The organism is Streptomyces cinerochromogenes (assembly GCF_014648635.1).
Classification (GTDB): domain Bacteria; phylum Actinomycetota; class Actinomycetes; order Streptomycetales; family Streptomycetaceae; genus Streptomyces; species Streptomyces cinerochromogenes.
Window position 1 is genome coordinate 26,184 of sequence record NZ_BMRM01000029.1, and the last position, 25,708, is coordinate 51,891.

General features: G+C 74.1%; 23 protein-coding genes. 16 read left to right on the forward strand and 7 right to left on the reverse strand.

Annotated features, from left to right (window positions below):
- The first annotated feature begins 128 nt into the window (after positions 1–128).
- Positions 129–443 (forward strand): DUF5955 family protein, encoded by a 315-nt coding sequence (locus IEZ20_RS36445; RefSeq protein ID WP_189306852.1) that lies wholly within the window; start codon positions 129–131, stop codon positions 441–443.
- On the opposite strand, the gene IEZ20_RS36450 is transcribed toward IEZ20_RS36445, so the two are convergent.
- Both IEZ20_RS36450 and IEZ20_RS36455 read right to left on the reverse strand, forming a co-directional pair.
- On the reverse strand, positions 440–856 hold the full coding sequence (locus IEZ20_RS36450) for a DUF6234 family protein (protein WP_189306855.1): 417 nt from the start codon (positions 854–856) through the stop codon (positions 440–442). The two genes, IEZ20_RS36445 and IEZ20_RS36450, sit on opposite strands and share 4 nt — an antisense overlap.
- 271 nt (positions 857–1,127) lie before the next feature.
- Positions 1,128–1,925 (reverse strand): IclR family transcriptional regulator, encoded by a 798-nt coding sequence (locus tag IEZ20_RS36455; RefSeq protein ID WP_189306857.1) that lies wholly within the window; start codon positions 1,923–1,925, stop codon positions 1,128–1,130.
- Between the two features lie 273 nt (positions 1,926–2,198).
- On the opposite strand from IEZ20_RS36455, the gene allB reads away from it, so the two are divergent.
- The 4 genes from allB to IEZ20_RS36475 all read left to right on the forward strand — a co-directional run bounded on the left by allB (position 2,199) and on the right by IEZ20_RS36475 (position 6,699).
- Positions 2,199–3,536 carry an allantoinase AllB gene (allB, locus tag IEZ20_RS36460; RefSeq protein ID WP_189306859.1) on the forward strand — a complete coding sequence of 446 codons (1,338 nt, stop codon included), beginning with the start codon at positions 2,199–2,201 and terminating at the stop codon, positions 3,534–3,536.
- Positions 3,537–3,588: 52 nt separating this feature from the next.
- Positions 3,589–4,713 (forward strand): allantoicase, encoded by a 1,125-nt coding sequence (gene alc, locus IEZ20_RS36465; RefSeq protein ID WP_189306861.1) that lies wholly within the window; start codon positions 3,589–3,591, stop codon positions 4,711–4,713.
- 359 nt (positions 4,714–5,072) lie between these two features.
- A complete protein-coding gene (locus IEZ20_RS36470; RefSeq protein WP_189306863.1) occupies positions 5,073–5,888 on the forward strand; it encodes an AIM24 family protein in 816 nt (271 codons plus the stop codon).
- A gap of 169 nt (positions 5,889–6,057) precedes the next feature.
- On the forward strand, positions 6,058–6,699 hold the full coding sequence (locus tag IEZ20_RS36475; RefSeq protein WP_189306865.1) for a dihydrofolate reductase family protein: 642 nt from the start codon (positions 6,058–6,060) through the stop codon (positions 6,697–6,699).
- A 73-nt stretch (positions 6,700–6,772) separates the two neighbouring features.
- Here IEZ20_RS36475 and IEZ20_RS36480 read toward each other — a convergent pair whose 3' ends face one another.
- On the reverse strand, positions 6,773–7,159 hold the full coding sequence (locus IEZ20_RS36480) for a guanyl-specific ribonuclease (protein ID WP_189306867.1): 387 nt from the start codon (positions 7,157–7,159) through the stop codon (positions 6,773–6,775).
- A 136-nt stretch (positions 7,160–7,295) separates the two neighbouring features.
- Complete coding sequence (locus tag IEZ20_RS36485; RefSeq protein WP_189306868.1) at positions 7,296–7,499, reverse strand: hypothetical protein; 204 nt, start codon at positions 7,497–7,499, stop codon at positions 7,296–7,298.
- 200 nt (positions 7,500–7,699) lie between these two features.
- On the opposite strand from IEZ20_RS36485, the gene IEZ20_RS36490 reads away from it, so the two are divergent.
- The 3 genes from IEZ20_RS36490 to IEZ20_RS36500 all read left to right on the forward strand — a co-directional run bounded on the left by IEZ20_RS36490 (position 7,700) and on the right by IEZ20_RS36500 (position 11,038).
- Positions 7,700–8,953: a sensor histidine kinase gene (locus IEZ20_RS36490; RefSeq protein WP_189306870.1), complete on the forward strand. Its 1,254-nt coding sequence runs from the start codon at positions 7,700–7,702 to the stop codon at positions 8,951–8,953.
- 148 nt (positions 8,954–9,101) lie between these two features.
- Positions 9,102–9,782 carry a response regulator gene (locus tag IEZ20_RS36495; RefSeq protein ID WP_189306871.1) on the forward strand — a complete coding sequence of 227 codons (681 nt, stop codon included), beginning with the start codon at positions 9,102–9,104 and terminating at the stop codon, positions 9,780–9,782.
- A gap of 71 nt (positions 9,783–9,853) precedes the next feature.
- Positions 9,854–11,038, forward strand: coding sequence for a cytochrome P450 family protein (locus IEZ20_RS36500; protein ID WP_189306873.1), 1,185 nt, complete (start codon positions 9,854–9,856; stop codon positions 11,036–11,038).
- 82 nt (positions 11,039–11,120) lie between these two features.
- Here IEZ20_RS36500 and IEZ20_RS36505 read toward each other — a convergent pair whose 3' ends face one another.
- The gene (locus IEZ20_RS36505; protein ID WP_189306875.1) at positions 11,121–12,143 is read right to left on the reverse strand and encodes a Gfo/Idh/MocA family oxidoreductase; all 1,023 of its coding nucleotides are present in this window, start codon (positions 12,141–12,143) and stop codon (positions 11,121–11,123) included.
- 130 nt (positions 12,144–12,273) lie between these two features.
- Between IEZ20_RS36505 and IEZ20_RS36510 the strand changes: the two genes are divergently transcribed.
- From IEZ20_RS36510 to IEZ20_RS40190, 8 genes are all read left to right on the forward strand, one after another.
- Positions 12,274–13,011, forward strand: a complete 738-nt coding sequence (locus IEZ20_RS36510; protein WP_189306946.1) for a GntR family transcriptional regulator — start codon at positions 12,274–12,276, stop codon at positions 13,009–13,011.
- A gap of 163 nt (positions 13,012–13,174) precedes the next feature.
- The gene (locus tag IEZ20_RS36515; RefSeq protein WP_189306877.1) at positions 13,175–14,179 is read left to right on the forward strand and encodes a sugar ABC transporter substrate-binding protein; all 1,005 of its coding nucleotides are present in this window, start codon (positions 13,175–13,177) and stop codon (positions 14,177–14,179) included.
- On the forward strand, positions 14,176–15,219 hold the full coding sequence (locus IEZ20_RS36520; protein ID WP_189306879.1) for an ABC transporter permease: 1,044 nt from the start codon (positions 14,176–14,178) through the stop codon (positions 15,217–15,219). Before IEZ20_RS36515 ends, IEZ20_RS36520 begins: the two co-directional genes overlap by 4 nt.
- Positions 15,216–15,986: an ATP-binding cassette domain-containing protein gene (locus IEZ20_RS36525; RefSeq protein WP_189306881.1), complete on the forward strand. Its 771-nt coding sequence runs from the start codon at positions 15,216–15,218 to the stop codon at positions 15,984–15,986. The genes IEZ20_RS36520 and IEZ20_RS36525 overlap by 4 nt, the downstream gene beginning before the upstream one ends.
- Before the next feature lie 66 nt (positions 15,987–16,052).
- On the forward strand, positions 16,053–17,198 hold the full coding sequence (locus IEZ20_RS36530; RefSeq protein WP_189306884.1) for an ROK family glucokinase: 1,146 nt from the start codon (positions 16,053–16,055) through the stop codon (positions 17,196–17,198).
- Positions 17,195–17,776: a sugar kinase gene (locus IEZ20_RS36535; protein ID WP_189306886.1), complete on the forward strand. Its 582-nt coding sequence runs from the start codon at positions 17,195–17,197 to the stop codon at positions 17,774–17,776. The genes IEZ20_RS36530 and IEZ20_RS36535 overlap by 4 nt, the downstream gene beginning before the upstream one ends.
- Positions 17,777–17,870: 94 nt before the next feature.
- Positions 17,871–20,726, forward strand: coding sequence for an SCO1167/SCO6262 family helicase (locus IEZ20_RS36540; RefSeq protein ID WP_189306887.1), 2,856 nt, complete (start codon positions 17,871–17,873; stop codon positions 20,724–20,726).
- On the forward strand, positions 20,723–23,014 hold the full coding sequence (locus IEZ20_RS40190; RefSeq protein WP_229896447.1) for an SWIM zinc finger family protein: 2,292 nt from the start codon (positions 20,723–20,725) through the stop codon (positions 23,012–23,014). The genes IEZ20_RS36540 and IEZ20_RS40190 overlap by 4 nt, the downstream gene beginning before the upstream one ends.
- A gap of 46 nt (positions 23,015–23,060) precedes the next feature.
- On the opposite strand, the gene IEZ20_RS36550 is transcribed toward IEZ20_RS40190, so the two are convergent.
- Positions 23,061–24,272 (reverse strand): LLM class flavin-dependent oxidoreductase, encoded by a 1,212-nt coding sequence (locus IEZ20_RS36550; protein WP_189306889.1) that lies wholly within the window; start codon positions 24,270–24,272, stop codon positions 23,061–23,063.
- Positions 24,269–25,648: an NtaA/DmoA family FMN-dependent monooxygenase gene (locus IEZ20_RS36555; RefSeq protein ID WP_189306891.1), complete on the reverse strand. Its 1,380-nt coding sequence runs from the start codon at positions 25,646–25,648 to the stop codon at positions 24,269–24,271. Before IEZ20_RS36555 ends, IEZ20_RS36550 begins: the two co-directional genes overlap by 4 nt.
- Positions 25,649–25,708: the final 60 nt, after the last annotated feature.

Genomic DNA, 25,708 nt, shown 5'->3' on the forward strand with positions numbered 1-25,708 from the left:
GCGCCGGGAAACCGGCCGGTTCCCCGGCGCCGGTTCCGATGGGCTGAATTTCGGTCCGCGCTGTGGCGCTCCCCGCACCGGGTGGCGTTTACTGGCCCGCGCACGAGGGCGTGCCAGGGGGGAGGGCTGTGTTGCGGAGCTTGGGGCAGAGGCCAGTGACCGGCAGCGACGAGGACCCGCGGGTGGCGGAACTGCGGACCGCGGTGTCCCGGCTGCGCCGCCAACTCGCCGCGTTACCGGCGGACTTCCCCGACCGGGCGGTAGCCGAGGACGAACTCGCGGCCCTGGCGGCGATGGCCGCGGGCGGCCTGCCGGAGATCCCGCGCCTGCGCAACTCCCTGTTGCTGATAGCCGGCGCGATCGGCTCGATGAGCGCCCTGGCCCGGGGCCTGTCGCAGGTGCGCGACGCCGTGGACCTGTTCGGCGAGCCGCCCCGGACCTAACGCCGTACCGCGCATCCGGGCGCTGACGGCCTCTCGCGGCACACCCGGTCCTGGTGGGACTGCGCCGAGGCCCCGGCGAAGACGACGAGGCAGACCAGGACGGCCATGACGGTCTGGCCGACGACGGTCACGACGGCCCCGGCCCGTGCGGCGACCGCCGCCGCGGCGACGGCGAGGACCCCGACCGCGCCGGCCGCGGCCAGATAGCCCCACAACGAGTCGGCGGTGGCCGTCTCGGCCGGGTCGAGGTGGAACCCGGACAGCCACCAGAGCCCGAAGACCACCACCAGGGCGATCAGCTCCAGCAGCACCAGCGCGCACCCTGCCCCGATGTCGGCACCCCGGTCGGCGCGGCGGTGCGGCCCGGGACCCTCGGTGGCGTCGAAGGCCGGCGGGGCGGTGGGCAGGTCCATGCCCACCACCTTGCCCTCGCGGGCGGGGCGGGCGCCTGAGTACGGGTACTCAGGCGGGCCGGGGCGGGCGCCCCGGGGACGGGGCTCCGGTGCCTCTGGTGCTCTGGTGCTCTGGGGCGCGGGCCGGCCACCGGGGTTCTGATCCCCCGGAGGCGCGGCTGGGCATCCGGGTTCCCGGTCCCCTCCAGGGACGCAGGCCGGGCACCCGGAATCGCCCCCCCCGGGGGCGCCGGTCACCCGGGGGCCCGGACCCCCCGGCGACGCGGGCCGGTCATCCGGGGTTCTGGCTGGCCAGCGCCGCGGACAGTTCGCGGGCGATCTGCTGGAGCACCGGCACGATCTTGTCCGTGGCCGCCTCGGTGACCCGTCCCGCCGGCCCGGAGATGGAGATCGCCGCGGCCGTGGGGGAGTCGGGCACGGAGACCGCGAGGCAGCGCACCCCGATCTCCTGCTCGTTGTCGTCGACGGCGTACCCCAGCTGCCGTACGTCCTCCAGCGCCGCCAGGAAGCCCTCCGGCGTGGTGATGGTCTTCTCCGTGGCGGCCGGCATGCCCGTCCGGGCCAGCAGCGCCCGCACCTCGTCGTCCGGCACCCCGGCCAGCAGCGCCTTGCCCACGCCGGTGGAGTGCGGCAGCACGCGCCGCCCGACCTCGGTGAACATCCGCATCGAGTGCTTCGAGGGCACCTGTGCGACGTACACGATCTCGTCCCCGTCGAGCAGCGCCATGTTCGCCGTCTCGCCCGTCTCCTCCACCAGCCGGGCCAGGTAGGGCCGCGCCCAGGTGCCGAGCAGCCGGGACGCGGACTCGCCGAGCCGGATCAGGCGGGGGCCGAGGGCGTACCGCCGGTTGGCCTGCTGGCGGACGTAGCCGCAGGCGACCAGGGTGCGCATCAGCCGGTGGATGGTGGGCAGCGGCAGCCCGCTGGCCGCGGACAGCTCGCTCAGGCCCACCTCGCCGCCCGCGTCCGCCATCCGCTCGAGCAGGTCGAAGGCGCGCTCCAGGGACTGCACCCCGCCGGCGGCGGAGGGCTTGGCGGAGTCGGTGGTGCTGGCGCTGGACGTCGGCACGGCGCGTTCCTTTCGGGACTGGCGGGAGGGCAGAAGCCTACCCGGCAGCCGGTTGACTCCCCGCTTGTACATAGCTACGTTCTGCCTACTGGAATTCTAATTCCGCTTTGTGGAAACGTCCAGAGCGCGTACTCCCTCCGTTCCGCCCGGAAGTGTGCCTCTTGACGGCGGGGGAGCGGGAGTGAAGACTCCTTCAACAGAACGTTGAAAACCGTTACGTGGGTGTAAATCCCGTTTCCTGGACGTAAAACGGCGGTAGAGAGAGGGGTTCGGGTGTCCGACGCTGAACTGGTGCTGCGCTCCACGCGCGTGATCACGCCGGAAGGGACGCGGGCCGCCACCGTCACCGTGTCCGCCGGGAAGATCACCGCGGTCCTGCCCTACGACGCCGAGGTCCCGGCCGCGGCCCGGCTGGAGGACGTCGGCGACCACGTCCTGCTGCCCGGCCTGGTCGACACCCACGTGCACGTCAACGACCCGGGCCGCACCGAGTGGGAGGGCTTCTGGACCGCCACCCGCGCGGCGGCGGCCGGCGGCATCACCACCCTGGTCGACATGCCGCTCAACTCCCTCCCGCCGACCACGACCGTCGACCACCTCCGGGTGAAGCAGCGGGTGGCCGCCGACAAGGCGCACATCGACGTCGGCTTCTGGGGCGGCGCCCTGCCCGACAACGTCAAGGACCTGCGCCCGCTGCACGACGCCGGCGTCTTCGGCTTCAAGGCCTTCCTCTCCCCGTCCGGCGTGGACGAGTTCCCGCACCTCGACCAGGACCAGCTCGCCCAGTCCCTGGCGGAGATCGCCGGCTTCGACGGGCTGCTGATCGTGCACGCCGAGGACCCGCACCACCTCGCCGCCGCCCCGCAGCACGGCGGCCCCCGGTACGCCGACTTCCTCGCCTCCCGCCCGCGCGACGCGGAGGACACCGCCATCGCGAACCTCGTCGCCCAGGCCCGGCGGCTGAACGCGCGCGTGCACGTGCTGCACCTGTCCTCCGCCGACGCCCTCCCGCTGATCCGCGCCGCCCGCGCCGAGGGCGTCCGCGTCACCGTGGAGACCTGCCCGCACTACCTGACCCTGACCGCCGAGGAGGTCCCCGACGGCGCCAGCGAGTTCAAGTGCTGCCCGCCCATCCGGGAGGCCGCCAACCAGGACCTCCTCTGGGAGGCCCTCGCCGACGGCACCATCGACTGCGTCGTCACCGACCACTCGCCGTCCACGGCCGACCTGAAGACGGACGACTTCGCCACCGCCTGGGGCGGCATCTCCGGCCTCCAGCTCAGCCTGTCCGCCGTATGGACCGAGGCCCGCAAGCGCGGTCACACCCTGGAGGACCTCGTCCGCTGGATGTCCACGCGGACCGCCGGCCTCGTCGGCCTGACCCGGAAGGGCGCCATCGAGGCCGGCCGCGACGCCGACTTCGCCGTCCTCGCCCCCGACGAGACCTTCACCGTCGACCCGGCCGGCCTCCAGCACCGCAACCGGGTCACCGCCTACGCCGGCAGGACCCTGCACGGCGTCGTCAAGTCCACCTGGCTGCGCGGCGAACGCATCGTCGCCGACGGCGAGTTCACCGCGCCGAAGGGCACGCTGCTCGCCCGCCCCCAGTGAGCCACCCCCCGCACCCGCACCGGCCGACTCCAGAAAGGACCCCCTGATCACCGTGACGGCGATACCGAGTTTCACCGGCGACGCGAACCCTTACGGAGGCGGCGACCCGTACGCGGACTACCGCACCGCCGACTTCCCCTTCACCCAGTACGCCAACCTCGCCGACCGGCAGCTCGGCGCCGGTGTCATCGCCGCCAACGACGAGTTCTTCGCCCAGCGGGAGAACCTGCTGGTGCCCGAGCGGGCCGAGTTCGACCCCGAGCACTTCGGCCACAAGGGCAAGATCATGGACGGCTGGGAGACCCGCCGCCGGCGCGGAGTCTCCGCCGAGCACCCCTGGCCGACCGCCGAGGACCACGACTGGGCGCTGGTCCGGCTCGGCGCGCCGGGCGTCGTACGCGGGATCGTCGTCGACACCGCCCACTTCCGCGGCAACTACCCGCAGGCGGTCTCGATCGAGGGCACCTCCGTACCCGGCTCGCCGTCCCCGCAGGAGCTGCTCGGCGACGACGTGAAGTGGACGACCCTGGTCCCGCGCACGGCCGTCGGCGGCCACGCGGCCAACGGTTTCGCCGTCTCCGTCGAGCAGCGCTTCACGCACCTGCGCGTCAACCAGCACCCCGACGGCGGCATCGCCCGCCTGCGCGTCCACGGCGAGGTCGTCCCGGACCCGCGGTGGCTGGCGGTCCTCGGCACCTTCGACGTGGTCGCCCTGGAGAACGGCGGTCAGGTCGAGGACGCCTCGAACCTCTTCTACTCCCCGGCGACCAACACCATCCAGCCGGGCCGCTCCCGCAAGATGGACGACGGCTGGGAGACCCGCCGCCGCCGCGACCAGGGCAACGACTGGATCCGCTACCGGCTCGCCGCGCAGTCCCAGATCCGCGCGATCGAGATCGACACCGCCTACCTGAAGGGGAACAGCGCCGGCTGGGCGTCGGTCTCCGTCAGGGACGCCGGTGCGGGCGGGGCCGGCGAGTGGACCGAGATCCTCCCGCGCACCCGCCTCCAGCCCGACACCAACCACCGCTTCGTCCTGCCCGAGCCGGCGGTCGGCACGCACGCGCGGATCGACATCTTCCCCGACGGCGGCATCTCGCGGCTGCGTCTGTTCGGCTCCCTGACCGAGCAGGGCGCGAGCGGCCTCGCCGCCCGCCACCAGGAACTGGGCGGCTGATCCCCGTCCACACGCGCGCGTGGGACGCCCCGGCTGGACAGCACCGGGGCGCCCCACGCGTCACCCGCCCGGCCCCGTGGCTCCCGCCCGCCCGGGTCCGGGGCTACCCGCCCGGGTCCGGGGCTACCCGCCCGGGTCCGTGGCCCTGCCCGCCCGGACCCGTGGCCCTCGCCTGGACGGGCCCGTGTCCTCTTGGACGGACGGGCCGTTGCCCCTCTCGAACGGGCGGGCTCTTGTCCACCGGGACGGATCCGTGTCCTACCGGGACGGATCCGTGTCCCACCCGGACGGGCCCAGGTTTCCCGCCCGGACGGAGCCGGTGCGGAACTCTTCCGTCCACCTCCCGCGTTGTCTCCCACGTGACCCTTCAGCAAGAGATCGTCGGCAACGCCATGCAGATGGCGGTCGTCAACCTGCGCCCCGGCCAGACCGTGTACTGCGAGGCCGGGAAATTCCTGTTCAAGACGGCGAACGTGACCATGGAGACGCGCCTGTCCGGCCCGTCGAACGGCGGCGGGCAGCAGCAGAGCGGCTCGGGCGGCGGCATGGGCGGCCTGCTCCGCCAGGCCATGGGCACCGCCATGCAGGTCGGCCAGCGCATGCTCGCGGGCGAGTCGCTCGCCTTCCAGTACTTCACCGCCCAGAGCGGCGAGGGCACCGTCGGCTTCGCGGGTGTCCTCCCGGGCGAGATGCGCGCCCTGGAGCTGGACGGCACGCGCGCGTGGTTCGCCGAGAAGGACGCCTTCGTGGCCGCCGAGTCCACCGTCGACTTCGGCATCGCCTTCGCCGGCGGCCGGACCGGCATGAGCGGCGGCGAGGGCTTCGTCCTGGAGAAGTTCACCGGGCACGGCACGGTGATCATCGCCGGCGCGGGCAACTTCATCGACCTGAACCCGGCGGACTTCGGCGGCCGGATCGAGGTCGACACCGGTTGTGTGGTCGCGTTCGAGGAGGGCATCCAGTACGGCGTCCAGCGCGTCGGCGGCCTCAACCGCCAGGGGATCATGAACGCCGTGTTCGGCGGCGAGGGCCTGTCCCTGGCCACCCTGGAGGGCAACGGCCGGGTGATCCTGCAGTCCCTCACCATCGAGGGGCTCGCCAACGCGCTGAAGAAGGCCCAGGGCGGCGACAAGCAGGGCCCGACCGGCGGACTGTTCTCCACCCACGCCGGCTGAGCCGGATCCCCGGGCGGCGGGACCGAGGCGTCACCGGATCCCCCGGGCGCGCGGCCGGACCGAGGAGCCGCCGGATTCCCCCGGCACGCGGCCCGACCGATGAGAAGCGGGCGGACGCGGGGTCTGCACCCATGACAGCAGACCCCGCACCCGGAAGAAGGAACCCGCCATGGGCACGCTCGTCTCCACGATCTTCGTCACCCTCGACGGTGTCCACCAGGCCCCCGGCGGCCCCGAGGAGGACACCCGCGACGGCTTCACCCAGGGCGGCTGGAGCTTCCCGCACGCCGACGACGACTCCGGCCGGTTCGTCACCGAGGTCTTCGCACGCGCGGGCGGCTTCCTGCTCGGCCGCCGTACGTACGACATCTTCGCCTCCTACTGGCCGAGGGTGACCGACCCCGCCCACCCCGTCGCCGGCCCGCTGAATTCCCTCCCGAAGTACGTCGTCTCCTCGACTCTCCGGGCACCCGGGTGGTCCGGCACCAGCGTGGTCCCGGGCGACCTCGCCAAGGAGGTCACGGCCCTGAAGGAGCGCACGGACGGCGAACTCCAGACCCACGGCAGCGGCGTCCTGCTCCGCTCGCTGCTGGACCTCGGGCTCGTCGACACCCTGCACCTGCTGACGTTCCCGGTCGTCCTCGGCGCCGGCCACCGCCTGTTCCCGGACGGCACGGTCCCCGCCCGCTTCACCCACCGCTCCGGCCGCGTCACCGGCTCCGGCGTCTCCATCCAGACGTACGAACCGGCGGGCGGCCCGGAGTACGGCACCTTCGGCCTGCCCGAGGACGCCCGGACGGGCACCGGGTGACGCAACGGCCTCGCCCCGCGCCCCGATGAGTGGTGGGGGGAACGCGGGGCGAGGCGACGGGGCGGCCCGGATCTCAGCAGTCGAAGTCGACGAGCCTGAACGTGGCGTAGTGATCGGAGGTGTAGTAGTCCTCCTCGTACTCCTGGCCGGTGACGATGCGGCGCGCACCGCGGGTGGAGGAGCCCGGCGTGATCACGGTGTACTCGTGGTAGTACCCGCTGGACTGCCGGGGGAGGACGCCTTCGCGGTTCTGGAAGACGGAGCCGTCCTGGGAGTAGGGGAAGGGGCCGCCCTGATCGATCAGGTCGAGCGTGTCGTGCGCCTGCGAGGGCAGCGCGCTGTAGCAGACGCTGCCGACCGCGGCGTCCGCCGTGGTGGCGGAGACGGTGCCGCCGACGAGGAGAGCGGACAGGGCGGCGGCCACGGCGCCGGTCCGGGCGATGCTGTGGGGGATTCTCATGCGCCCATGGTGACGCGCGTAGAGCATGGCATGTCAATGACAACACGGGTGTTTTTGCCGAGACGTCCGATGAGTTCTCGGGAAGTTAACCTCGCGGCCGACGGTTCCACGGAGCCCCCACGGACCGGCCCGGCGTTCAGTCGGGCTTCCGGCTCTCGGCGGCGGCGAACAGGGCCAGCGCCAGCACGATCAGCGCGATGGCCGCGTAGATCTCGTAGCCGTGGAGGACGCTCCACTGCTGGGTGACGCCCCAGCGCACCTTGCCCGTGATCTCGTACACCAGACCGCCCGTGCCCTGCGTCAGGGCGAGGAACCCGAGGAACTCCAGCAAACGCTTCATGGCACGACTCTCGTCCCACCGCCCGCACCCGCACATCGGCCGCGGGGCGAGCGCGCGGCGCCGAAAGGCTGCGCCCGCGTCGACGGCCGGCGCCGAAAGTCCACGAGGGTGCGACTTCGGTCGACGATCCCGCTCCTCCGGTAGGCGATGGCCGCACGGGACGGCGCCACCACGCCCCCGGGTGCGTAGATTTGCCGACCGTGAGCACTGACGAGAGGGCGCGGGCGCCGCAGCGGATCACGGGCCGCCGGTGGCTGTTCCCCTCCGCGCTGATCCACGAACTGGACCCGGACGCCGGGGCCCCCGGCCGGCGGCCCCGGCGCACGGCGCGCGACTGGGTGGTCGACTTCTCCTGCTTCCTGCTGGCCGTGTTCATCGGCCTGCTGAGCGCGGACAGCCTGCGGCACGAGGACCTCCCGGACGGCTACGCCGCCCTCGACCAGGTGCTGGGCGCGCTCGCCTGCGCCGCCGTGTGGCTGCGGCGCCGGTGGCCGGTGGGGCTCGCCGTGGCGATGGTGCCGGTCGCCTTCCTGTCGAACACCGCGGGCGGCGCAGGCGTGGTCGCCCTGTTCACGCTCGCCGTGCACCGGCCCTTCCGGTACGTGGCCTGGGCGGGCGGGGTGTCCGTGGCGCTGCTCCCGGTCTTCTACCGGCTGCGGCCCGACCCCGACGTGCCGTACGTCGGGGCGGTCGCCTCCGGCGTGCTGCTCACCGCCGCGATGGTGGGCTGGGGGATGTTCGTGCGGTCCAAACGGCAGCTCATCCTGAGCCTGCGCGACCGCGCCCGGCACGCCGAGACGGAGGCCCGGCTGCGGGCCGAGCAGGCGCAGCGGCTGGCCCGCGAGGCCATCGCCCGGGAGATGCACGACGTGCTCGCCCACCGGCTCACCCTGCTCAGCGTGCACGCGGGCGCCCTGGAGTTCCGGCCGGACGCCTCCCGCGAGGAGATCGCGCGGGCCGCCGGGGTCATCCGGGAGAGCGCCCACGAGGCCCTCCAGGACCTGCGGGAGATCATCGGCGTACTGCGGGCCGGCGAGGCCGAGGAGGCCTCCGGCGGGCGTCCCCAGCCGACGCTGGCCGCGCTGGACGCCCTCGTCGCCGAGTGCCGCGAGGCCGGCATGGAGATCACCCTGGACCACCGCGTCGCCGACCCGGGCGCCGTCCCCGCCTCCGTCGGCCGCACCGCCTACCGCATCGCCCAGGAGGCCCTGACCAACGCCCGCAAGCACGCCCCCGGCACCGTGGTCGGGGTCCGCCTCGCCGGCACCCCCGGCGACGGCCTGACGGTCACGGTCACCAACCCCGCCCCGCCCGCCGAGGTACCCCCCGTCCCCGGCTCCGGCCAGGGCCTGATCGGCCTCACGGAACGCGCCACGCTGGCCGGCGGCCACCTGCGCCACGGGGTGCGGCCCGACGGGGGCTTCGAGGTACGGGGGTGGCTGCCGTGGCCGTGACCCCGGCGAGCCCGGGGCCCGTCGTCAGCGGGCACCGCTCGACGCGGACGGCACACGCGCGTGTGCCCGGCCGCCGACGCGGTGCGGCCGGGAGCCCTGTTCCGTACGCGCGTGTGTGCCACGCCGCGCCCGTGATTACGTAACCCCCATGACTGCGACGCCGATCAGACTGCTCCTCGTCGATGACGACCCCCTCGTCCGCGCCGGTCTGGCGCTGATGATCGGAGGGGCCGAGGGCATCGAGATCGTGGGGGAGGCGGCCGACGGGGCGGAGGCCGAGGACGTCGTGCGGCGGGTCCGGCCGGACGTCGTGCTGATGGACATCCGGATGCCGGCGGTGGACGGCATCACCGCGACGCGGCGGCTGCGCGCGCGGCCGGACGCCCCGCAGGTCGTGGTGCTCACCACCTTCCACGCCGACGAACAGGTGCTGCACGCCCTGCGCGCCGGAGCCGCCGGCTTCGTGCTGAAGGACACCCCGCCCGCCGAGATCGTCGACGCCGTGCGCCGGGTCGCCGCCGGCGACCCGGTCCTGTCGCCCGCCGTCACCCGGCAGCTGATGCGGCACGCGGCCGGCGCCGCCGCCGACTCCCGGCAGACCCGTGCGCGCGAGCGGCTCGCCGTCCTCAACGACCGCGAACGCGAGGTCGCCGTCGCCGTCGGCCGGGGACTGGCCAACGCGCAGATCGCCGCCGAGCTCTTCCTCAGCGTGGCCACCGTCAAGGCCCATGTCTCGCGCATCCTCGCCAAGCTCGGCCTCGACAACCGGGTCCAGATCGCTCTGCTCGCCTACGACGCCGGGCTGACGGACGGCGGCGACGGGCACTAGCCGGCCGCCGTGCGCGTTGTCCGGGTACCGGCGGCTGTCCGGGACCTCGGGGCTGTCCGTAAGGGGAGGACATGGAACCAGTGATCGACCTGACGGAGTACGGCGACGCACTCCGCCGGGACCCGCACCCGGTCTACGCACGACTGCGCGAACAGGGCCCCGTGCACCGGGTCCGGTTCGCCACGCCGGGAGGACCCTGGGAGACCTGGCTGGTCGTGGGGTACGAGGAGGCGCGGGCCGCCCTCGCCGACGCCCGGCTGGCCAAGGACACCGCCAAGATCGGCGAGGTGCCGCTGGACGAGCAGCTGATCGGCAAGTACCTGCTGACGGCGGACCCTCCGCAGCACACGCGCCTGCGCGGCCTGGTCGCGCGCGCGTTCACCATGCGCCGGGTCGAGCAACTGCGCCCGCGCGTCCAGCAGATCACCGACGAACTGCTCGACGAGATGCTGCCGCGCGGCCGCGCCGACCTCATCGACGCCCTCGCCTACCCGTTGCCGATCACGGTCATCTGCGAGCTGCTCGGCGTCCCCGAGATGGACCGCGCGGAGTTCCGGAAGCTCTCCACGGAGGTCGTCGCGCCGACCGGCGAGGACAGCGAGCAGGCCGCGACCGTCCGCCTCGCCGAGTACCTCACCGAGCTGATCGAGGACAAGCGCCGCGCCGGGCCCACGGGCGACCTGCTGAGCGACCTGATCCGCACCACCGCCGAGGACGGCGACCGGCTCTCCGCGCAGGAGTTGCGCGGCCTGGCCTACCTGCTGCTCATCGCCGGCCACGAGACCACGGTCAACCTCATCGGCAACGCCGTCCTCGCCCTGCTCACCCACCCCGACCAGCTCGCGGCCCTGCGCGCCGACCCGGCCCTCCTCGACGCGGCGGTGGAGGAGACGCTGCGCTGGGAGGGCCCGGTGCAGAACGCCACCTTCCGGTACGCCGCCGAACCACTGGAGATCGCCGGCACCCGGATAGGGCGGGGCCAGGGCGTGCTCGTCGGTCTCACCGCCGCCCACCGCGACGCCGGACGGTACGCGCAGCCGGACCGCTTCGACATCCGCCGCGACACCCGCGGCCACCTCGCCTTCGGCCACGGCATCCACTACTGCCTGGGCGCACCCCTGGCCCGCCTGGAGGGCAGGATCGCCCTCGGCACCCTCCTGGACCGCGCGCCCGGCCTCGCCCTGGACGGCGCACCGGGAGAGTGGCTGCCGGGTCTGCTCATGCGGGGCGTCAGAAGCCTGCCGGTGCGCTGGTAGCGGGCGAACGGGAGTCCGGACAGCGGTCGTGCGCCCCTCGGCCGTACGCCCTCGGCCGTACGCCCTCGGCCGTACGCCCCTCTCAGCCGTACGCCGTCTGCCGGCCGCCCGGGATCTCCGCGAGCGGCACCGGGCGCCGCTCGCGGCGGGAGCGCTCGCAGGCCTCGGCGATCCGCAGGGCCTGCAGCGCCTCCCGGCCGTCGCAGGGGTTGGGCCGCTCGCCGCGCACGACCTCCACGAAGGCGTTCAGCTCGGCCTCGTAGGCGGGGCCGAAGCGTTCCAGGAACCCCGTCCACGGCTTGTCCGCGGGCGGCGGACCGGTCGGCTCGGTGGACGCGAGGGGCGTACGGTCGTCCAGGCCGACCACGACCGTGTCGCGCTCCCCGGCCAGCTCCATGCGGACGTCGTAGCCGGCGCCGTTCAGCCGGGTCGCCGTCGCCGAGGCCAGGGTGCCGTCGTCCAGCGTGAGCAGCGCCGCGCCCGTGTCGACGTCCCCGGCCTCCCGGAACATCGCGGGGCCGCGGTCCGAACCGGTGGCGTACACCTCGCGCACCTCACGGCCGGTCACCCAGCGCAGCACGTCGAAGTCGTGGATCAGTGTGTCCCGGAACAGCCCGCCGGACAGCGGCAGCCACGCGGCCGGGGGAGGGGCCTGGTCGCAGGTCAGGGCGCGCACGGTGTGCAGCCGTCCGAGCCGGCCGGCGCCGACGGCCTCCCGGGCGCCGGCGTAGCCCGCGTCGAACCGCCGTTGGAAGCCCATCTGCAGGACCGTCCCGGCCGTCTCCACCTCGGCGAGCGCGTGCAGGGTGCCCGGCAGGTCCAGCGCGATCGGCTTCTCGCAGAAGACCGGCAGACCCGAGCGGGCCGCCCGGCCGATGTACTCCGCGTGGGCCGCCGTCGCCGTGGTGATCACCACCGCGTCCACGCCCCACCGGAAGATCTCGTCCACGCCCGGCGCCGCCGTCTCGCCCAGCCGGTGCGCCAGCTCCTGCGCCCGCGCCGGGTCCGCGTCCGTGAGGATCAGGGATCCGACCTCCCGGTGGCGGCTGAGCGTCCTCGCGTGAAGGGTGCCGATGCGGCCCGTACCGATGACCCCGATGCGCATGGAAACAAAGTGAGGGCGGACCCCGCACCCTGTCAATGTGCATGTCCGGACAACCGGACTACACAACTTCCCGTCAACCGGGCACGGGACTACGCTCGAGCCCGTGCCGAAACCAGATGTGGACCCGACCGTGTCGCTCGACCTCCGTGTGGACCGAAGCTCCCCGGTGCCGTTGTACTTCCAGCTCTCCCAGCAGCTGGAGGCCGCCATCGAGCAGGGCAGCCTCACCCCGGGCAGCCTGCTGGGCAACGAGATCGAGCTGGCCGCACGGCTCGGTCTGTCCCGGCCCACCGTCCGCCAGGCCATCCAGTCCCTCGTCGACAAGGGGCTCCTCGTGCGGCGCCGGGGCGTGGGCACCCAGGTCGTGCACAGCCAGGTCAAGCGCCCGCTGGAGCTGAGCAGCCTCTACGACGACCTGGAGGCGGCCGGGCAGCGCCCCGCGACGAAGGTCCTCGTCAACACGGTCGTCCCGGCCTCCGCCACGGTCGCAGCCGCCCTGGGGGTCGCCGAGGGCAGTGACGTCCACCGCGTCGAGCGGCTCCGCCTCGCGCACGGCGAACCGATGGCGTACCTGCTCAACCACCTGCCGCCCGGCCTGCTCGACCTCGACACCGACCAGCTGGAGGCCACCGGCCTGTACCGGCTGATGCGCTCCGCCGGGATCACCCTGCACAGCGCCCGCCAGTCCATCGGCGCCCGCGGCGCCACGGCCGCCGAGGCCGAGCGGCTCGGCGAGACCGAGGGGGCCCCGCTGCTGACCATGCAGCGCACCACGTACGACGACACCGGCCGCGCAGTCGAGTTCGGCGACCACACCTACCGCCCGAGCCGCTACTCCTTCGAGTTCCAGCTGCTCGTACGCCCCTGAGCGACCGCCCCGCTTCGTCGCAATGTCCGGACAATGCGGCCCGTGGGGGCTCCCCGGTCATGTCATGGGTGTCCCCCGTGTTCGATACTGGAGCGTTTGGGGCCGCTGATGCGATCGACGGCCCCTTGCGCATGGAAGAACACGGCAAGAAGGGCACGGCCTCGTGGCACGGTTTCGGACCTGGGTAGGCATAGCGCTGGCGGGGGCACTCTCCGTGTCCCTGGCGGCGTGCAGCAGCACCGGAGGCAAGCGGGCGGAGGACGCCCGCAAGGCCGCCGCGGCCCAGGGGCGGGCGGCGGTGAACACCCCCCGCTGGACCTTCGCGATGATCACCCACTCGGGAGACGGCGACACCTTCTGGGACATCGTGCAGAGCGGTGCCAAGCAGGCCGCCGTCAAGGACAACATCAACTTCCTGTACTCGCACGACGACGAGGCCCAGCAGCAGGCCCAGCTGGTCGACGCGGCGGTGGACAAGAAGGTCGACGGCATCATCGTCACCCTCGCCAAGCCGGACGCCATGAAGGCCGCCGTGGCCCGCGCCGAGAAGGCCGGCATCCCGGTGATCACGGTGAACTCCGGCTCCGAGGAGTCCAAGGCCTTCGGCGCCCTCACCCACATCGGCCAGGACGAGACCATCGCCGGCGAGGCCGTCGGCGACGAGCTGAACAGGCGCGGGAGGAAGAAGGCCCTGTGTGTCCTGCACGAGCAGGGCAACGTCGGCCACGAGCAGCGCTGCGACGGCGTCGCCAAGACCTTCCGCGGCACCCTGCGCAAGCTCTACGTCAACGGCACCAACATGCCCGACGTGCAGTCCGCGATCGAGGCCAAGCTCCAGGCCGACACCTCCATCGACTCCGTGGTCACCCTGGGCGCCCCCTACGCCGACACCGCCGTGAAGGCCAGGACGGACGCGGGCAGCAAGGCCGAGATCGACACCTTCGACCTCAACGCCAAGGTCGCGGCCTCGCTGAAGGACGGCACCCTCGGCTTCGCCGTGGACCAGCAGCCGTACCTCCAGGGCTACCAGGCCGTCGACCTGCTGTGGCTGTACAAGTACAACGGCGACGTCCTCGGCGGCGGCAAGCCGGTCCTGACCGGCCCGCAGATCATCACGAGGGACCAGGCGTCCGCCCTCGCGGAGTACACCGAGCGGGGCACCCGATGAGCGCGGTCACCGACGGGAAGATGCCGGACGAAAGGATTCTGCAGACCTCTCCGCTGCGGAAGCTGCTGGCCCGCCCCGAACTCGGCTCGGTCGTCGGGGCCCTCGCGGTCTTCGTCTTCTTCGCCCTGGCCGCCGACGGCTTCCTGCGCGCCTCCAGCCTCAGCACGGTCCTGTACGCCTCCTCGACCATCGGCATCATGGCCGTACCCGTGGCCCTGCTGATGATCGGCGGCGAGTTCGACCTCTCGGCGGGCGTCCTCGTGACCTCCTCCGCGCTGGTCTCCTCGATGTTCAGCTACCAGATGACCGCCAACACCTGGGTCGGCGTCGGCGTGTCCCTGCTGGTCACCCTGGCCGTCGGCGCCTTCAACGGCTTCATGCTCACCCGCACCAAGCTGCCCAGCTTCATCATCACGCTGGGCACCTTCCTGATGCTCACCGGCATGAACCTCGGCTTCACCAAGCTGATCGACGGCACCGTCTCCACCAAGACCATCGCCGACATGGAGGGCTTCGAGAGCGCCCACGCCGTCTTCGCCTCGACCATCGGCGTCGGCGGCGTCGACGTCAAGGTCACCATCCTGTGGTGGCTCGGCCTGGTCGCCCTCGCCTCCTGGATCCTGCTGCGCACCCGCACCGGCAACTGGATCTTCGCCGTCGGCGGCAACGAGGACGCGGCCCGCGCGGTCGGCGTCCCGGTCGCCCGGACCAAGATCGGCCTCTACATGGGCGTCGCGTTCGGCGCCTGGATCTCCGGCCAGCACCTGCTGTTCTCCTTCGACGCCGTCCAGTCCGGCGAGGGCGTCGGCAACGAGCTGATCTACATCATCGCGGCCGTCATCGGCGGCTGTCTGATCACCGGCGGCCACGGCAGCGCGATCGGCTCCGCCGTGGGCGCCCTCCTCTTCGGCATGACCAGCAAGGGCATCGTCTTCGCCGAGTGGAACCCCGACTGGTTCAAGTTCTTCCTCGGAGCGATGCTGCTCCTCGCGACCCTGCTCAACGCCTGGGTCAAGAAGCGCGCGGAGGCCACCAAGTGACACTCGTGGAGCTGACCGACGTCAGCAAGCACTACGGCACCGTCCGCGCCCTGGAAGGGGTCTCGCTGGAGGTCCACGCGGGCCAGATCACCTGCGTCCTCGGCGACAACGGCGCGGGCAAGTCGACGCTGATCAAGGTGATCGCGGGCCTGCACCGGCACGACGCCGGCACCCTGCGCATCGAGGGCGAGGAGACCACCCTCTCCTCCCCGCGCGACGCCCTGGACCGGGGCATCGCCACGGTGTACCAGGACCTCGCCGTCGTCCCCCTCATGCCGGTCTGGCGCAACTTCTTCCTCGGCTCCGAGCCCCGCAAGGGCGCCGGCCCCTTCAAGCGCCTCGACACCGACCTCATGCGCCGCACCACCCGTGAGGCGCTCCTGCGCATGGGTATCGACCTCCGCGACGTCGACCAGCCCATCGGCACCCTCTCGGGCGGCGAGCGCCAGTGTGTCGCCATCGCGAGGGCGGTCCACTTCGGCGCGAAGGTCCTGGTCCTGGACGAGCCGACGGCGGCCCTGGGCGTGAAGCAGTCCGGTGTGGTCCTGAAATATGTGGCGGCGGCACGGGACGAAGGCCTGGGTGTTGTCTTGATCACCCACAATCCGCATCACGCCTACCTGGTGGGCGACCGTTTCGTGCTGTTGCGGCGCGGCACCATGGTGGGCCATCACACACGGGACGAGATCACACTGGACGACCTGACGAAGCAGATGGCGGGCGGAGCGGACCTGGACGCCCTGGTCCACGAACTCCAGCGGACCTGAGACGCGCACCCCCTGGCCCTGCCCTGCGCAGCACCCGGCGTGAGCGTGCGGCAGAATCGACCCACGATGAGCACCTACCGCGACCTCACCGCCCCCATCGGCTCCCGCCGAGCCCCGGTCCTGCGCACCGTCGGCACCCGAGAGCGCCGGTCCCACCTGACCGCGCCCCGGGTGCCCACGGTCGGTATCGACATCGGCGGCACCAAGGTCATGGCGGGCGTCGTGGACGCCGACGGCAACATCCTGGAGAAGCTCCGCACGGAGACCCCGGACAAGTCCAAGAGCCCCAAGGTCGTCGAGGACACCATCGTCGAGCTGGTCCTGGACCTGTCCGACCGGCACGACGTGCACGCGGTCGGCATCGGCGCCGCCGGCTGGGTCGACGCCGACCGCAACCGCGTCCTGTTCGCCCCCCACCTGTCCTGGCGCAACGAACCCCTGCGCGACCGCATCGCCGGCCGCCTCGCCGTGCCGGTCCTGGTCGACAACGACGCCAACACCGCCGCCTGGGCCGAGTGGCGCTTCGGCGCCGGCCGCGGCGAGGACCACCTGGTCATGATCACCCTCGGCACGGGCATCGGCGGCGCCATCCTGGAGGACGGCCAGGTCAAGCGCGGCAAGTTCGGTGTCGCCGGAGAGTTCGGCCACATGCAGGTCGTCCCCGGCGGGCACCGCTGCCCGTGCGGCAACCGCGGCTGCTGGGAGCAGTACAGCTCCGGCAACGCCCTCGTCCGCGAGGCCAGGGAACTGGCCGCGGCCGACTCCCCGGTGGCCTACGGGATCATCGAGCACGTCAAGGGCAACATCCACGAGATCACCGGCCCGATGATCACCGAGCTGGCCCGCGAGGGCGACGCGATGTGCGTGGAGCTGCTCCAGGACATCGGCCAGTGGCTCGGCGTCGGCATCGCCAACCTCGCCGCCGCCCTCGACCCCTCCTGCTTCGTCATCGGCGGCGGTGTCTCGGCCGCCGACGACCTGCTCATCGGCCCGGCCCGGGACGCCTTCAAGCGCCACCTCACCGGCCGCGGCTACCGCCCCGAGGCCCGCATCACCCGCGCCCAGCTCGGCCCCGAGGCCGGCATGGTGGGCGCCGCCGACCTGGCCCGGCTGGTCGCCCGCCGCTTCCGCCGGGCCAAGCGGCGCCGGGTGGAGCGGTACGAGCGCTACGAGCGGTACGTCCAGGGCCGCCGCGACCAGGACACCGCATGACCTCGTCGCTGCCCCACCAGGGCGGCCCGCCCGACGAGCCGCAGCGGCCCGTCGAGGACCCCCGGCACAAGGCGAAGCGGCGGGCCCTCACCCTGCTGATCATCGTCCTGCTCATCGGCGTCCCGGCCGGCTACCTGGTGATCTCCGCGAACCAGAGCCGCGACAGCGGCAAGGACAAGGAGGCCAAGTACTCGGCGACCGGCCTCACCCCGGGCTGGCCGTCGAAGGTCCAGCGCCGCCTGTACCAGGTGACCGTCCCGCACCCCGCCGACGACATCGCCTCCTACGAGACGAACAACTGGAAGACCAGCCGTCTCTACGTCCAGTTCCGCACCAACCCCGCCGGCCTGGACAGCTTCCTGGGGGCCATGGGCGTCCGCCGCGACCAGCTGAGGAAGAACGAGATCGCCGTCGGCGAACGCGACCGGAAGGTCAGCGGCTGGACCTTCGGCGGCCCGGGCCCGTGGTACGGCCTGACCCACGAACAGAGGAACCCGGCACCCACCCAGGACGTGGTCGTCAACCTGTCCGACCCCCGGCAGCCGATGGTGTTCGTCGTCTCCCGCACGGTGCCGTAGCCGGGCCCCGACCGGCCCCGGAGCCGATTGTCAGACCCCGCCCGTAGAGTCGGAGACGACTGATCCGGGACACGGGCGGGAGGTGGCAGGACGTATGAGCGGCACGGCTGCGGTGGCCGAGCGCACAGGGGGTTCCCCTCAGACGGGTGCCGGGCACCCGGTCCCGGTGCGTCTCGCGTCCGTCTACCTGCCCGCGCCCCTGCCCCGCCAGGGCCGCCTCGCCTTCTGGGACCCCGACGGCGCCCCGCTGCCCGAGGGTGCCGGTGCGACCGCCGAGGAGCTGACGGTCGTACGACGGCACGGTCCCGGAGTGCGCCGCCGGCAGGTGCCCGCCCTGACCCTGCCGCTCGCCGAGGCCCTGCCGCTGCTGGTCCGCGCCCGGCGCGACCCGGCCGCCCACCCGGCCACCGCCTGCTGGGGCGCCGCCGCCCTGCACGCGCTGCGGCTCGTCGCCCGCGGCCGGCTGCTCCCGGGCCTCACCCCGGGCGGCCACGACGCCTGGCGGGCCGGCCCGCTGGAGCCCGAGGACATCGCCCACCTGCGCGCCGTCGCCGCGGCCCTGCCCGCCGAGGGCCACGCGGTGCCCCTGCCCGGCCCGGGCCCGCTGTGCCTGCCCGAACCGGAGGCCCTGGTCCGCTCCTTCCTGGACGCGGTCGCCGACACCCTGCCCCGCACGCCCGCGGCCCCCTTCACCGCCGGCCGGCCCTACGCGGCCCGCGAGCCCCAGCACCTGCCCGAGGCCCACGCCTGGGCGGCCGAGGTCGCCGCCGGGATGGACGCGGGCGTCCGGATCTCGCTGCGCCTGGACCTGTCCGCGTACGACGTGTTCGACGCCGGCGCACGGGAGGGAACGCGTGCCGCGGGGGCGGCGATCGTGCAGGTGCACAGCCTCGCCGACCCCACCCTGGTGACCGACGCGGCGGCCCTGTGGACGGGCGGGGCCGACGCGGCGTTCGGACCCCGCGCGCGCGTGGACACCGCCCTCGCCGTCCGGCGTGCCGCCCGGGTGTGGCCGCCCCTGGACCGCCTCACCGAACAGGACGTGCCCGACGTCCTCGCCCTCACCGAGGAGGAGCTGGGCGACCTGCTCGGCGTGGCGGCGGGCCGGCTCGCCGCCGCCGGGGTCGCCGTCCACTGGCCCCGCGACCTCGCCCGCGACCTGACCGCCACCGCGGTGGTCCGCCCGGCGCCCGGCTCCGCGACCGACGGCACCGGCTTCTTCGAGAGCGAGGACCTGCTCCGGTTCCGCTGGCAGCTGGCGATCGGCGGCGACCCGCTCAGCGAGGCCGAGATGGACACCCTCGCCGAGGCCCACCGCCCTGTCGTCCGGCTGCGCGACCGCTGGGTGCTGGTCGACCCCGCCCTGGTCCGCAAGGCCCGCAAGCGCGAACTCGGCCTGCTCGACCCGGTCGACGCGCTGTCCGTCGCCCTCACCGGCGAGGCCGAGGTGGACGGCGAGACCGTCGACGTCGTCCCCGCCGGCGCGCTGGCCGCCCTCCGCGACCGGCTCACCGCGGGCCTGCACCCCGCCGCCCCGCCCCCCGGCCTGAACGCCGTCCTCCGCGACTACCAGCTGCGCGGCCTGGCCTGGCTCGACCTCATGACCTCCCTCGGCCTCGGCGGCTGTCTCGCCGACGACATGGGCCTCGGCAAGACCGTCACCCTCATCGCCCTGCACCTGAAGCGGGCCCGCACCGAGCCGACCCTCGTCGTCTGCCCGGCCAGCCTCCTCGGCAACTGGCAGCGGGAGATCACCCGCTTCGCCCCCGGCGTCCCCGTCCGCCGCTTCCACGGCCCCGAGCGCACCCTGGAGGACGTGACCGGCGGTTTCGTCCTCACCACGTACGGCACCATGCGCTCCACCGCCGCGCAGCTGGCGCGGCAGCCCTGGGGCATGGTCGTCGCCGACGAGGCACAGCACGTGAAGAACCCCTACTCCGCCACCGCCAAGGCGCTGCGCACCATCCCGTCCCCCGCGCGCGTGGCGCTGACGGGCACCCCCGTGGAGAACAACCTCTCCGAACTGTGGGCCCTGCTCGACTGGACCACCCCCGGCCTCCTCGGCCCGCTGAAGTCCTTCCGCGCCCGCCACGCCCGAGCCGTCGAGAACGGCGAGGACACGGACGCCGTGGAGCGCCTCGCCCGCCTGGTCCGGCCCTTCCTGCTGCGCCGCAAGAAGTCCGACCCCGGCATCGTGCCCGAGCTGCCGCCCAAGACGGAGACCGACCACCCGGTGCCGCTCACCCGGGAGCAGGCCGCGCTGTACGAGGCGGTGGTGCGCGAGTCCATGCTGGCCATCGAGACGGCGCAGGGCATGGCCCGCCGGGGCCTGGTGCTGAAGCTGCTCGGCGCGCTGAAGCAGATCTGCGACCACCCCGCGCTCTACCTGAAGGAGCAGCCGGACCCCGACCGCCTGGCCGCCCGCTCCGGCAAACTCGCCCTCCTCGACGAGCTGCTGGACACCCTCCTCGCGGAGGACGGCTCGGCCCTCGTCTTCACCCAGTACGTCGGCATGGCCCGCCTCCTCACCGCCCACCTGTCCGCCCGCGCGGTCCCCGTCGACCTGCTGCACGGCGGCACGCCGGTGCCCGAGCGCGAGCGCATGGTCGACCGCTTCCAGAGCGGCGAGACCCCGGTCCTGGTGCTGTCCCTGAAGGCCGCCGGCACCGGCCTCAACCTGACCCGGGCCGGCCATGTCGTCCACTTCGACCGCTGGTGGAACCCTGCCGTCGAGGAACAGGCCACGGACCGCGCGTACCGCATCGGGCAGACCCAGCCCGTCCAGGTCCACCGCCTGGTCACCGAGGGCACGGTGGAGGACCGCATCGCCGAGATGCTCGCCTCCAAGCGCGCCCTGGCCGACGCCGTCCTCGGCTCCGGCGAGGCCGCGCTCACCGAACTCACGGACCGTGAACTCTCCGACCTGGTCTCCCTGCGGAGGACGCCATGACCGGCCCCGACGACCCCCGCCCCGCGGACGCCGCCCGCCGCGCCCTGCGGGCGGCCCGCCACGGAGCAGGCACCGGCACCGACGGCACGGAGGCGGAGCCGGGCGATCTGCCGGCGACGGTGCCGTCCGGTGGTGGCGGTGAGTCGGGTGACCTGCCGGCGACGGTGTCGTCCGGTGGTGGCGGTCAGCCGGGCGATGCGGCGCGTGGGGTGCTGTCCGGTGGCGGCGAGGCCGGGGCGGAGGACCTGACCCGCGAGGTGCCGTCCCGCGAGAGCGCGGCGCGGCCCGGGGGTGCGGTGCGGCCCGGGGATGCGGCGCGGGCGGCGCTCCGGGCTGCCTTCTCCGCGCGGCGGGGAGACACGTCGGGGGCCGATGACGGGGCGCCGGCGGGCGACGTCACCGATCCGGTGGCGGGCGCGGGGCAGGAGGAGCCGGCGCGCGCCGCGGCGGAAGCGGGGCCGGGTGGTTCGGGTGCGGCCGGTTCGGGTGCGGCCGGTGCCGGTGTTGGCGGTGGGGGTGTTGGCGGTGCCGGTCCTGCCAGTGCCGGTGCCCGTGCTGACGGTGCCCGTGACGGTTCCGGTGCTGTCGGTGCCACGGGTGGGCGTCCCGGGGATGCCGCGCGGGAGGCGCTGCGTGCGGCCCGCCGGGAGGCCCTGCGCGCCCGGGCGGCGGAGCCCCGGCGTGAGCGGCGGGCACCGGCGCCGACCGGTCCCGCGGCGCCCGCGCCGGAGGGGGAGGCCCGGGCCGCCAGGGCGAAAGCCGCGCAGGAGATGCGGCACTACCTGGCGAACGCCTTCCGCATGCCCACGTGGACGGACACCCCCGACGAGCCGGAACACCCCGCCCACGGCACCCCCGCGCCCACCGAGCCGACCTCGCCGACGCCCACGCCCACGTCCACGCCGACGCAGCCTCCCACGCCGACGTCAGCCCCGTCGTCCCCCGTCCCGGTCCCGCCCCCGGCCCCCGCCCCGGCCGGTCCGGTCGCCCCCGTCACACCGGCGACCCCCCAAGTGCCCCCCACCATGGCCACCCCCCACCGCGACACCGAGCTCCGGCGTACGTTCCCGGCGTTCGCGGTGCGGGAGAAGGCGGGGGAGGAGACGCCGTTCGCCGGGACCTGGTGGGGGAACGCCTGGGTGGCGGCGCTGGAGCGGGGGGCCTTGGACGGCAGGCGGCTGGCGCGCGGACGGGGGTACGCGGAGCGGGGGCACGTGGACGCGATCACCGTCACCCCGGGGCTGGTGCTGGCCTATGTGCGCGGCAGCCGGCCCCGCCCCTACCGGGTGCAGGTCCGGGTGCGGACCCTGGGGGACGAGGACTGGGAGAGGTTCCTCGACACCGCGGCCGACCGGCCCGGGCACATCGCGGCGCTGCTCGACAAGGAGCTGCCCCACTCGCTCGCCGACTGCGGCGTGCCCCTTCTGCCCGGGCCCGGCGACCTCACCCCCCGGTGCAGCTGCCCCGACTCCGGCCACCCCTGCAAGCACGCCGCCGCCCTCTGCTACCAGACCGCCCGCCTGCTCGACGCCGACCCGTTCGTGCTGCTCCTGCTGCGCGGCCGGGGCGAGAAGGAACTGCTCGACGCGCTGTCCCGGCGCAGCGCCGCCCGCGCCGCGCGGGAAGCACAGCCGCAGACCCTGCCCGGCGTCCGGGCCACCGAGGCCCTCGCCGCGCGCGAACGCCCGCCGCTGCCCCCGCCGTCGCCGGTGCCCCCGCACCCCGGGCAGCCTCCGGTCTACCCCTCGGCACCCGGCGGCCCGGACCCCTTCGCGCTGGACCAGCTGGCCACCGACGCGGCCGCCCGCGCCCACGCCCTGCTCGGCACCGGACGCGACCCGGTCGGCGAGCTGACCCTGTGGCAGGACGCGGTACGGCTCGCCGCGGCTCGCCCCGGTTCCGGGCTGACCGCGGCCACCCGGGCGCTGTACGCCACGCTCGCCGACGCCGTCGGCCGTACCCCGGTCGACCTGGCGCGTGCCGTCGCCGCGTGGCGGCAGGGCGGCCCCGCGGGCCTGGCCGTCCTGGAGGAGCCCTGGGATCCGCCCGCCGGGCGTTTCGACCGGGCCCGCCCGCTGCTGCTCGCCGCCGACCTCCCGGCGTTCCGCCCTTGGCGCAACCGGCTCACCCACCCCCGCGGCCACGTCCAGCTCCGCCTCGGCCGCGACGGCCTCTGGTACGCCTACGAGTCGGAGCCCGGCCAGGACGACTGGTGGCCCCGCGGCACCCCGGACCCCGACCCGGTGGGCGCGCTGACCGGGCTCGGCGTCCCCGACGACGCCCGGTGAACGACACCCGCTGAACGCTGCCCGGAACACCGCTCGCCGGCGGTGGTCAGCCCTGCCCGGCGTACCGGTTGCGGGGCGTCGGCAGGCCCAGCCGCTCGCGGAGGGTCCCGGTGCCGTACGCGCTGCGGTACGCGCCGCGGCGGCGCAGTTCCGGGACCAGCCGCCGGGTGACGGCGGTGAGGTCGTGCGGCAGCGCCCCGGGGCGCAGGCGGAAGCCGTCCAGTCCGGCGGTGCGCCAGTCGAGCAGCAGGTCGGCCAGCTCACCGGGGGTGCCCGTGAAGACCAGGGCGTCCGAGGTGTACTCCGCGCCGGCCAGCGCGTCCAGGCGTTCCTTGCGGCGGGCGGCGGCGCCGGGCTCGTCGTCGAGGAGGACGACCAGGTCGGCGAACCTGCGCAGCGGCCGGTCCCGCAGGTCCCGGCCCACCCGGTCGGCGGCCTCGGCCACCTGCGCGAGGACCGCCGTGGCGCCCGCGCGGTCGAACGGCGTCACGAAGACGACGTCGCTGGCGCGCGCCGCGAACTCGTACGGTGTCGAGGCGTGCGCGAGGCTCGCCACCACCGGCTGGCCCTGCGGCGGGCGCGGGGTGATCGAGGGGCCCCTGACGCTGAACCAGGCGCCCTCGAAGTCGATGTGGTGCAGCTTGTCGCGGTCGAGGAAGCGGCCCGTGGCGGTGTCCCGTATCTCCGCGTCGTCCTCCCAGCTGTCCCAGAGCCGCCGGGCCACCTCCACCACGTCGGCGGCCTCCGCGAACAGCGGGCGCAGCCGCGCGGCGATCAGCTCGGGGTCGCGCAGGTCGTCGTCGGTCAGCTGCGGGGTCGTACGGCGGCCGAAGTGGGCGGCGTCGGCGGCGCGCGAGGCGATCTGCGGGCGCCATCCCGCGCGGCCCTCGCTGACGTGGTCGAGGGTGGCGATGCCGACGGCGACGTGGAAGGGCTCGGTGTGGGTGACGTTGACCGTGGGGACCAGGCCGATGCGCGTGGTGAGCAGGGCGAGATGGGAGGCGAGCAGGACCGCGTCCAGGCTGCCGCGGACCTGGTCGGTCCGGTCGTCGGGGCGGTGCGGCGCGGCCGACTGCGGGCCGAGCGCGTCCTCGAAGGTGACGAGGTCGAGGAGGCCGCGCTCGGCTTCGGCGACCAGGTCCGCCCAGTACCCGGGCGTGAACAGGGCGCCGGGCCGGGCGCCCTCGGACCGCCAGGCCGCGGGATGCCAGCCGGCGCCGTCCAGGGCGACGGCGAGGTGCAGCGGGCTGTCGTTCACGATGCACTGCCTTCCCACTGGGCCGAAGCGGTTCTGGACGTGCGCCCGGTGTCCGGCGGCCGGCGCAGGCCGAGGTGGTCCCGCAGCGTCGTGCCGGTGTAGTCGGGGCGGTGGACGCCCTTCTCCTGGAGCAGGGGCACCACCCGGTCGACGAAGTCGTCCAGGCCGCCGGGCGTCAGGTGCGTGGCGAAGACGAAGCCGTCCGCGCCGTCGGTCTGCACGAAGTGGTCGACGGCGTCGGCGACGGTGTGCGGGCTGCCGACGAAGGTCTGGCCGCCGTGCACCTCGATGACCAGTTCGCGGATGCTCAGCCCGCGTTCGTGGGCGAGGGCCCGCCAGCGCCGGGCGGTCTCCGCCCGGCCCGTGCGGAACACGGAGTGACCCTTCAGGACCAGCGACTCGGGTTCGGGGTCGATGTCGGGCAGCGGCCCGTCCGGGTCGTACGCGGACAGGTCGCGGCCCCAGACGGCCTCCAGGTGGGCGATCGCGGTCTGCGGGCTCACCTGGGCGCGGGTGATCTCGTCGGCGTAGGCCGCGGCCTCCGCGTCGGTGTCGGCGACGACGACGGTGGCGGTGGGCATGATCCGCAGGTCGTCCGGTGAGCGGCCGTACCGGGCGAGCCGGCCCTTGACGTCCCGGTAGAAGGCGCGGGCCTCCTCCAGCCGGTTGTACTTGCTGAACACCACCTCGGCGTCCGAGGCCGCGAAGTCACGGCCCGCGTCGGACTCCCCGGCCTGGATGACCACCGGGTGCCCCTGCGGGCTGCGCGGGGTGGTGAACCGCCCCGCGATGTCGAAGTGCCCGCCGTGGTGGGTGAACGCGCCGGCCCCGGGGCGCACGAACCGCCCGGACACCGGGTCCGCGGGCACATCCGCTCCGTGCCAGCTGTCCCACAGCTCACGCGCCGTCGCGAGGAACTCGGCGGCGCGGGAGTAGCGGTCGGCCTCGGCGAGGAAGCCGCCGCGGCGGAAGTTCTCCCCGGTGAAGGCGTCGAAGCTGGTCACCACGTTCCAGCCGGCCCGTCCGCCGCTGAGGTGGTCCAGGGTCGCCAGCCGGCGCGCCACCTCGTACGGCTCGTTGAACGTGGCGTTGACGGTGGCGGCGACCCCGAGCCGCGTGGTGGCGGCGGCCAGGGCGCTCAGCATCGTCAGGTTGTCCGGGCGGCCGGCCACGTCCAGCTCGTAGACGCGGCCCTTGTGTTCGCGCAGCCGCAGCCCTTCGGCGAGGAAGAAGAAGTCGAACTTCCCGCGCTCCGCGGTCCGCGCGAGGTGCACGAAGGAGCCGATGGCGATCTGGCTCCCGGAGCGTGGGTCCGACCAGACGGTGACGTTGTGGATGCCCGGCAGCTGGGCCGCGAGGTGGATCTGCTTCGGCACGGTGCTCCTTGTCAGGCGCGGGTTCTCGGATGCGGGGGAAGCGGCCCCGGGCAGCGCGGT

Coding starts and splice junctions, on each gene's coding strand:
- IEZ20_RS36450 (WP_189306855.1), bottom strand. CDS start 856: ATGGACCTGCCCACCGCCCCGCCGGCCTTCGACGCCACCGAGGGTCCC.
- IEZ20_RS36475 (WP_189306865.1), top strand. CDS start 6,058: ATGGGCACGCTCGTCTCCACGATCTTCGTCACCCTCGACGGTGTCCAC.
- IEZ20_RS36480 (WP_189306867.1), bottom strand. CDS start 7,159: ATGAGAATCCCCCACAGCATCGCCCGGACCGGCGCCGTGGCCGCCGCC.
- IEZ20_RS36485 (WP_189306868.1), bottom strand. CDS start 7,499: ATGAAGCGTTTGCTGGAGTTCCTCGGGTTCCTCGCCCTGACGCAGGGC.
- IEZ20_RS36495 (WP_189306871.1), top strand. CDS start 9,102: ATGACTGCGACGCCGATCAGACTGCTCCTCGTCGATGACGACCCCCTC.
- IEZ20_RS36500 (WP_189306873.1), top strand. CDS start 9,854: ATGGAACCAGTGATCGACCTGACGGAGTACGGCGACGCACTCCGCCGG.
- IEZ20_RS36505 (WP_189306875.1), bottom strand. CDS start 12,143: ATGCGCATCGGGGTCATCGGTACGGGCCGCATCGGCACCCTTCACGCG.
- IEZ20_RS36520 (WP_189306879.1), top strand. CDS start 14,176: ATGAGCGCGGTCACCGACGGGAAGATGCCGGACGAAAGGATTCTGCAG.
- IEZ20_RS36530 (WP_189306884.1), top strand. CDS start 16,053: ATGAGCACCTACCGCGACCTCACCGCCCCCATCGGCTCCCGCCGAGCC.
- IEZ20_RS36535 (WP_189306886.1), top strand. CDS start 17,195: ATGACCTCGTCGCTGCCCCACCAGGGCGGCCCGCCCGACGAGCCGCAG.
- IEZ20_RS36540 (WP_189306887.1), top strand. CDS start 17,871: ATGAGCGGCACGGCTGCGGTGGCCGAGCGCACAGGGGGTTCCCCTCAG.
- IEZ20_RS40190 (WP_229896447.1), top strand. CDS start 20,723: ATGACCGGCCCCGACGACCCCCGCCCCGCGGACGCCGCCCGCCGCGCC.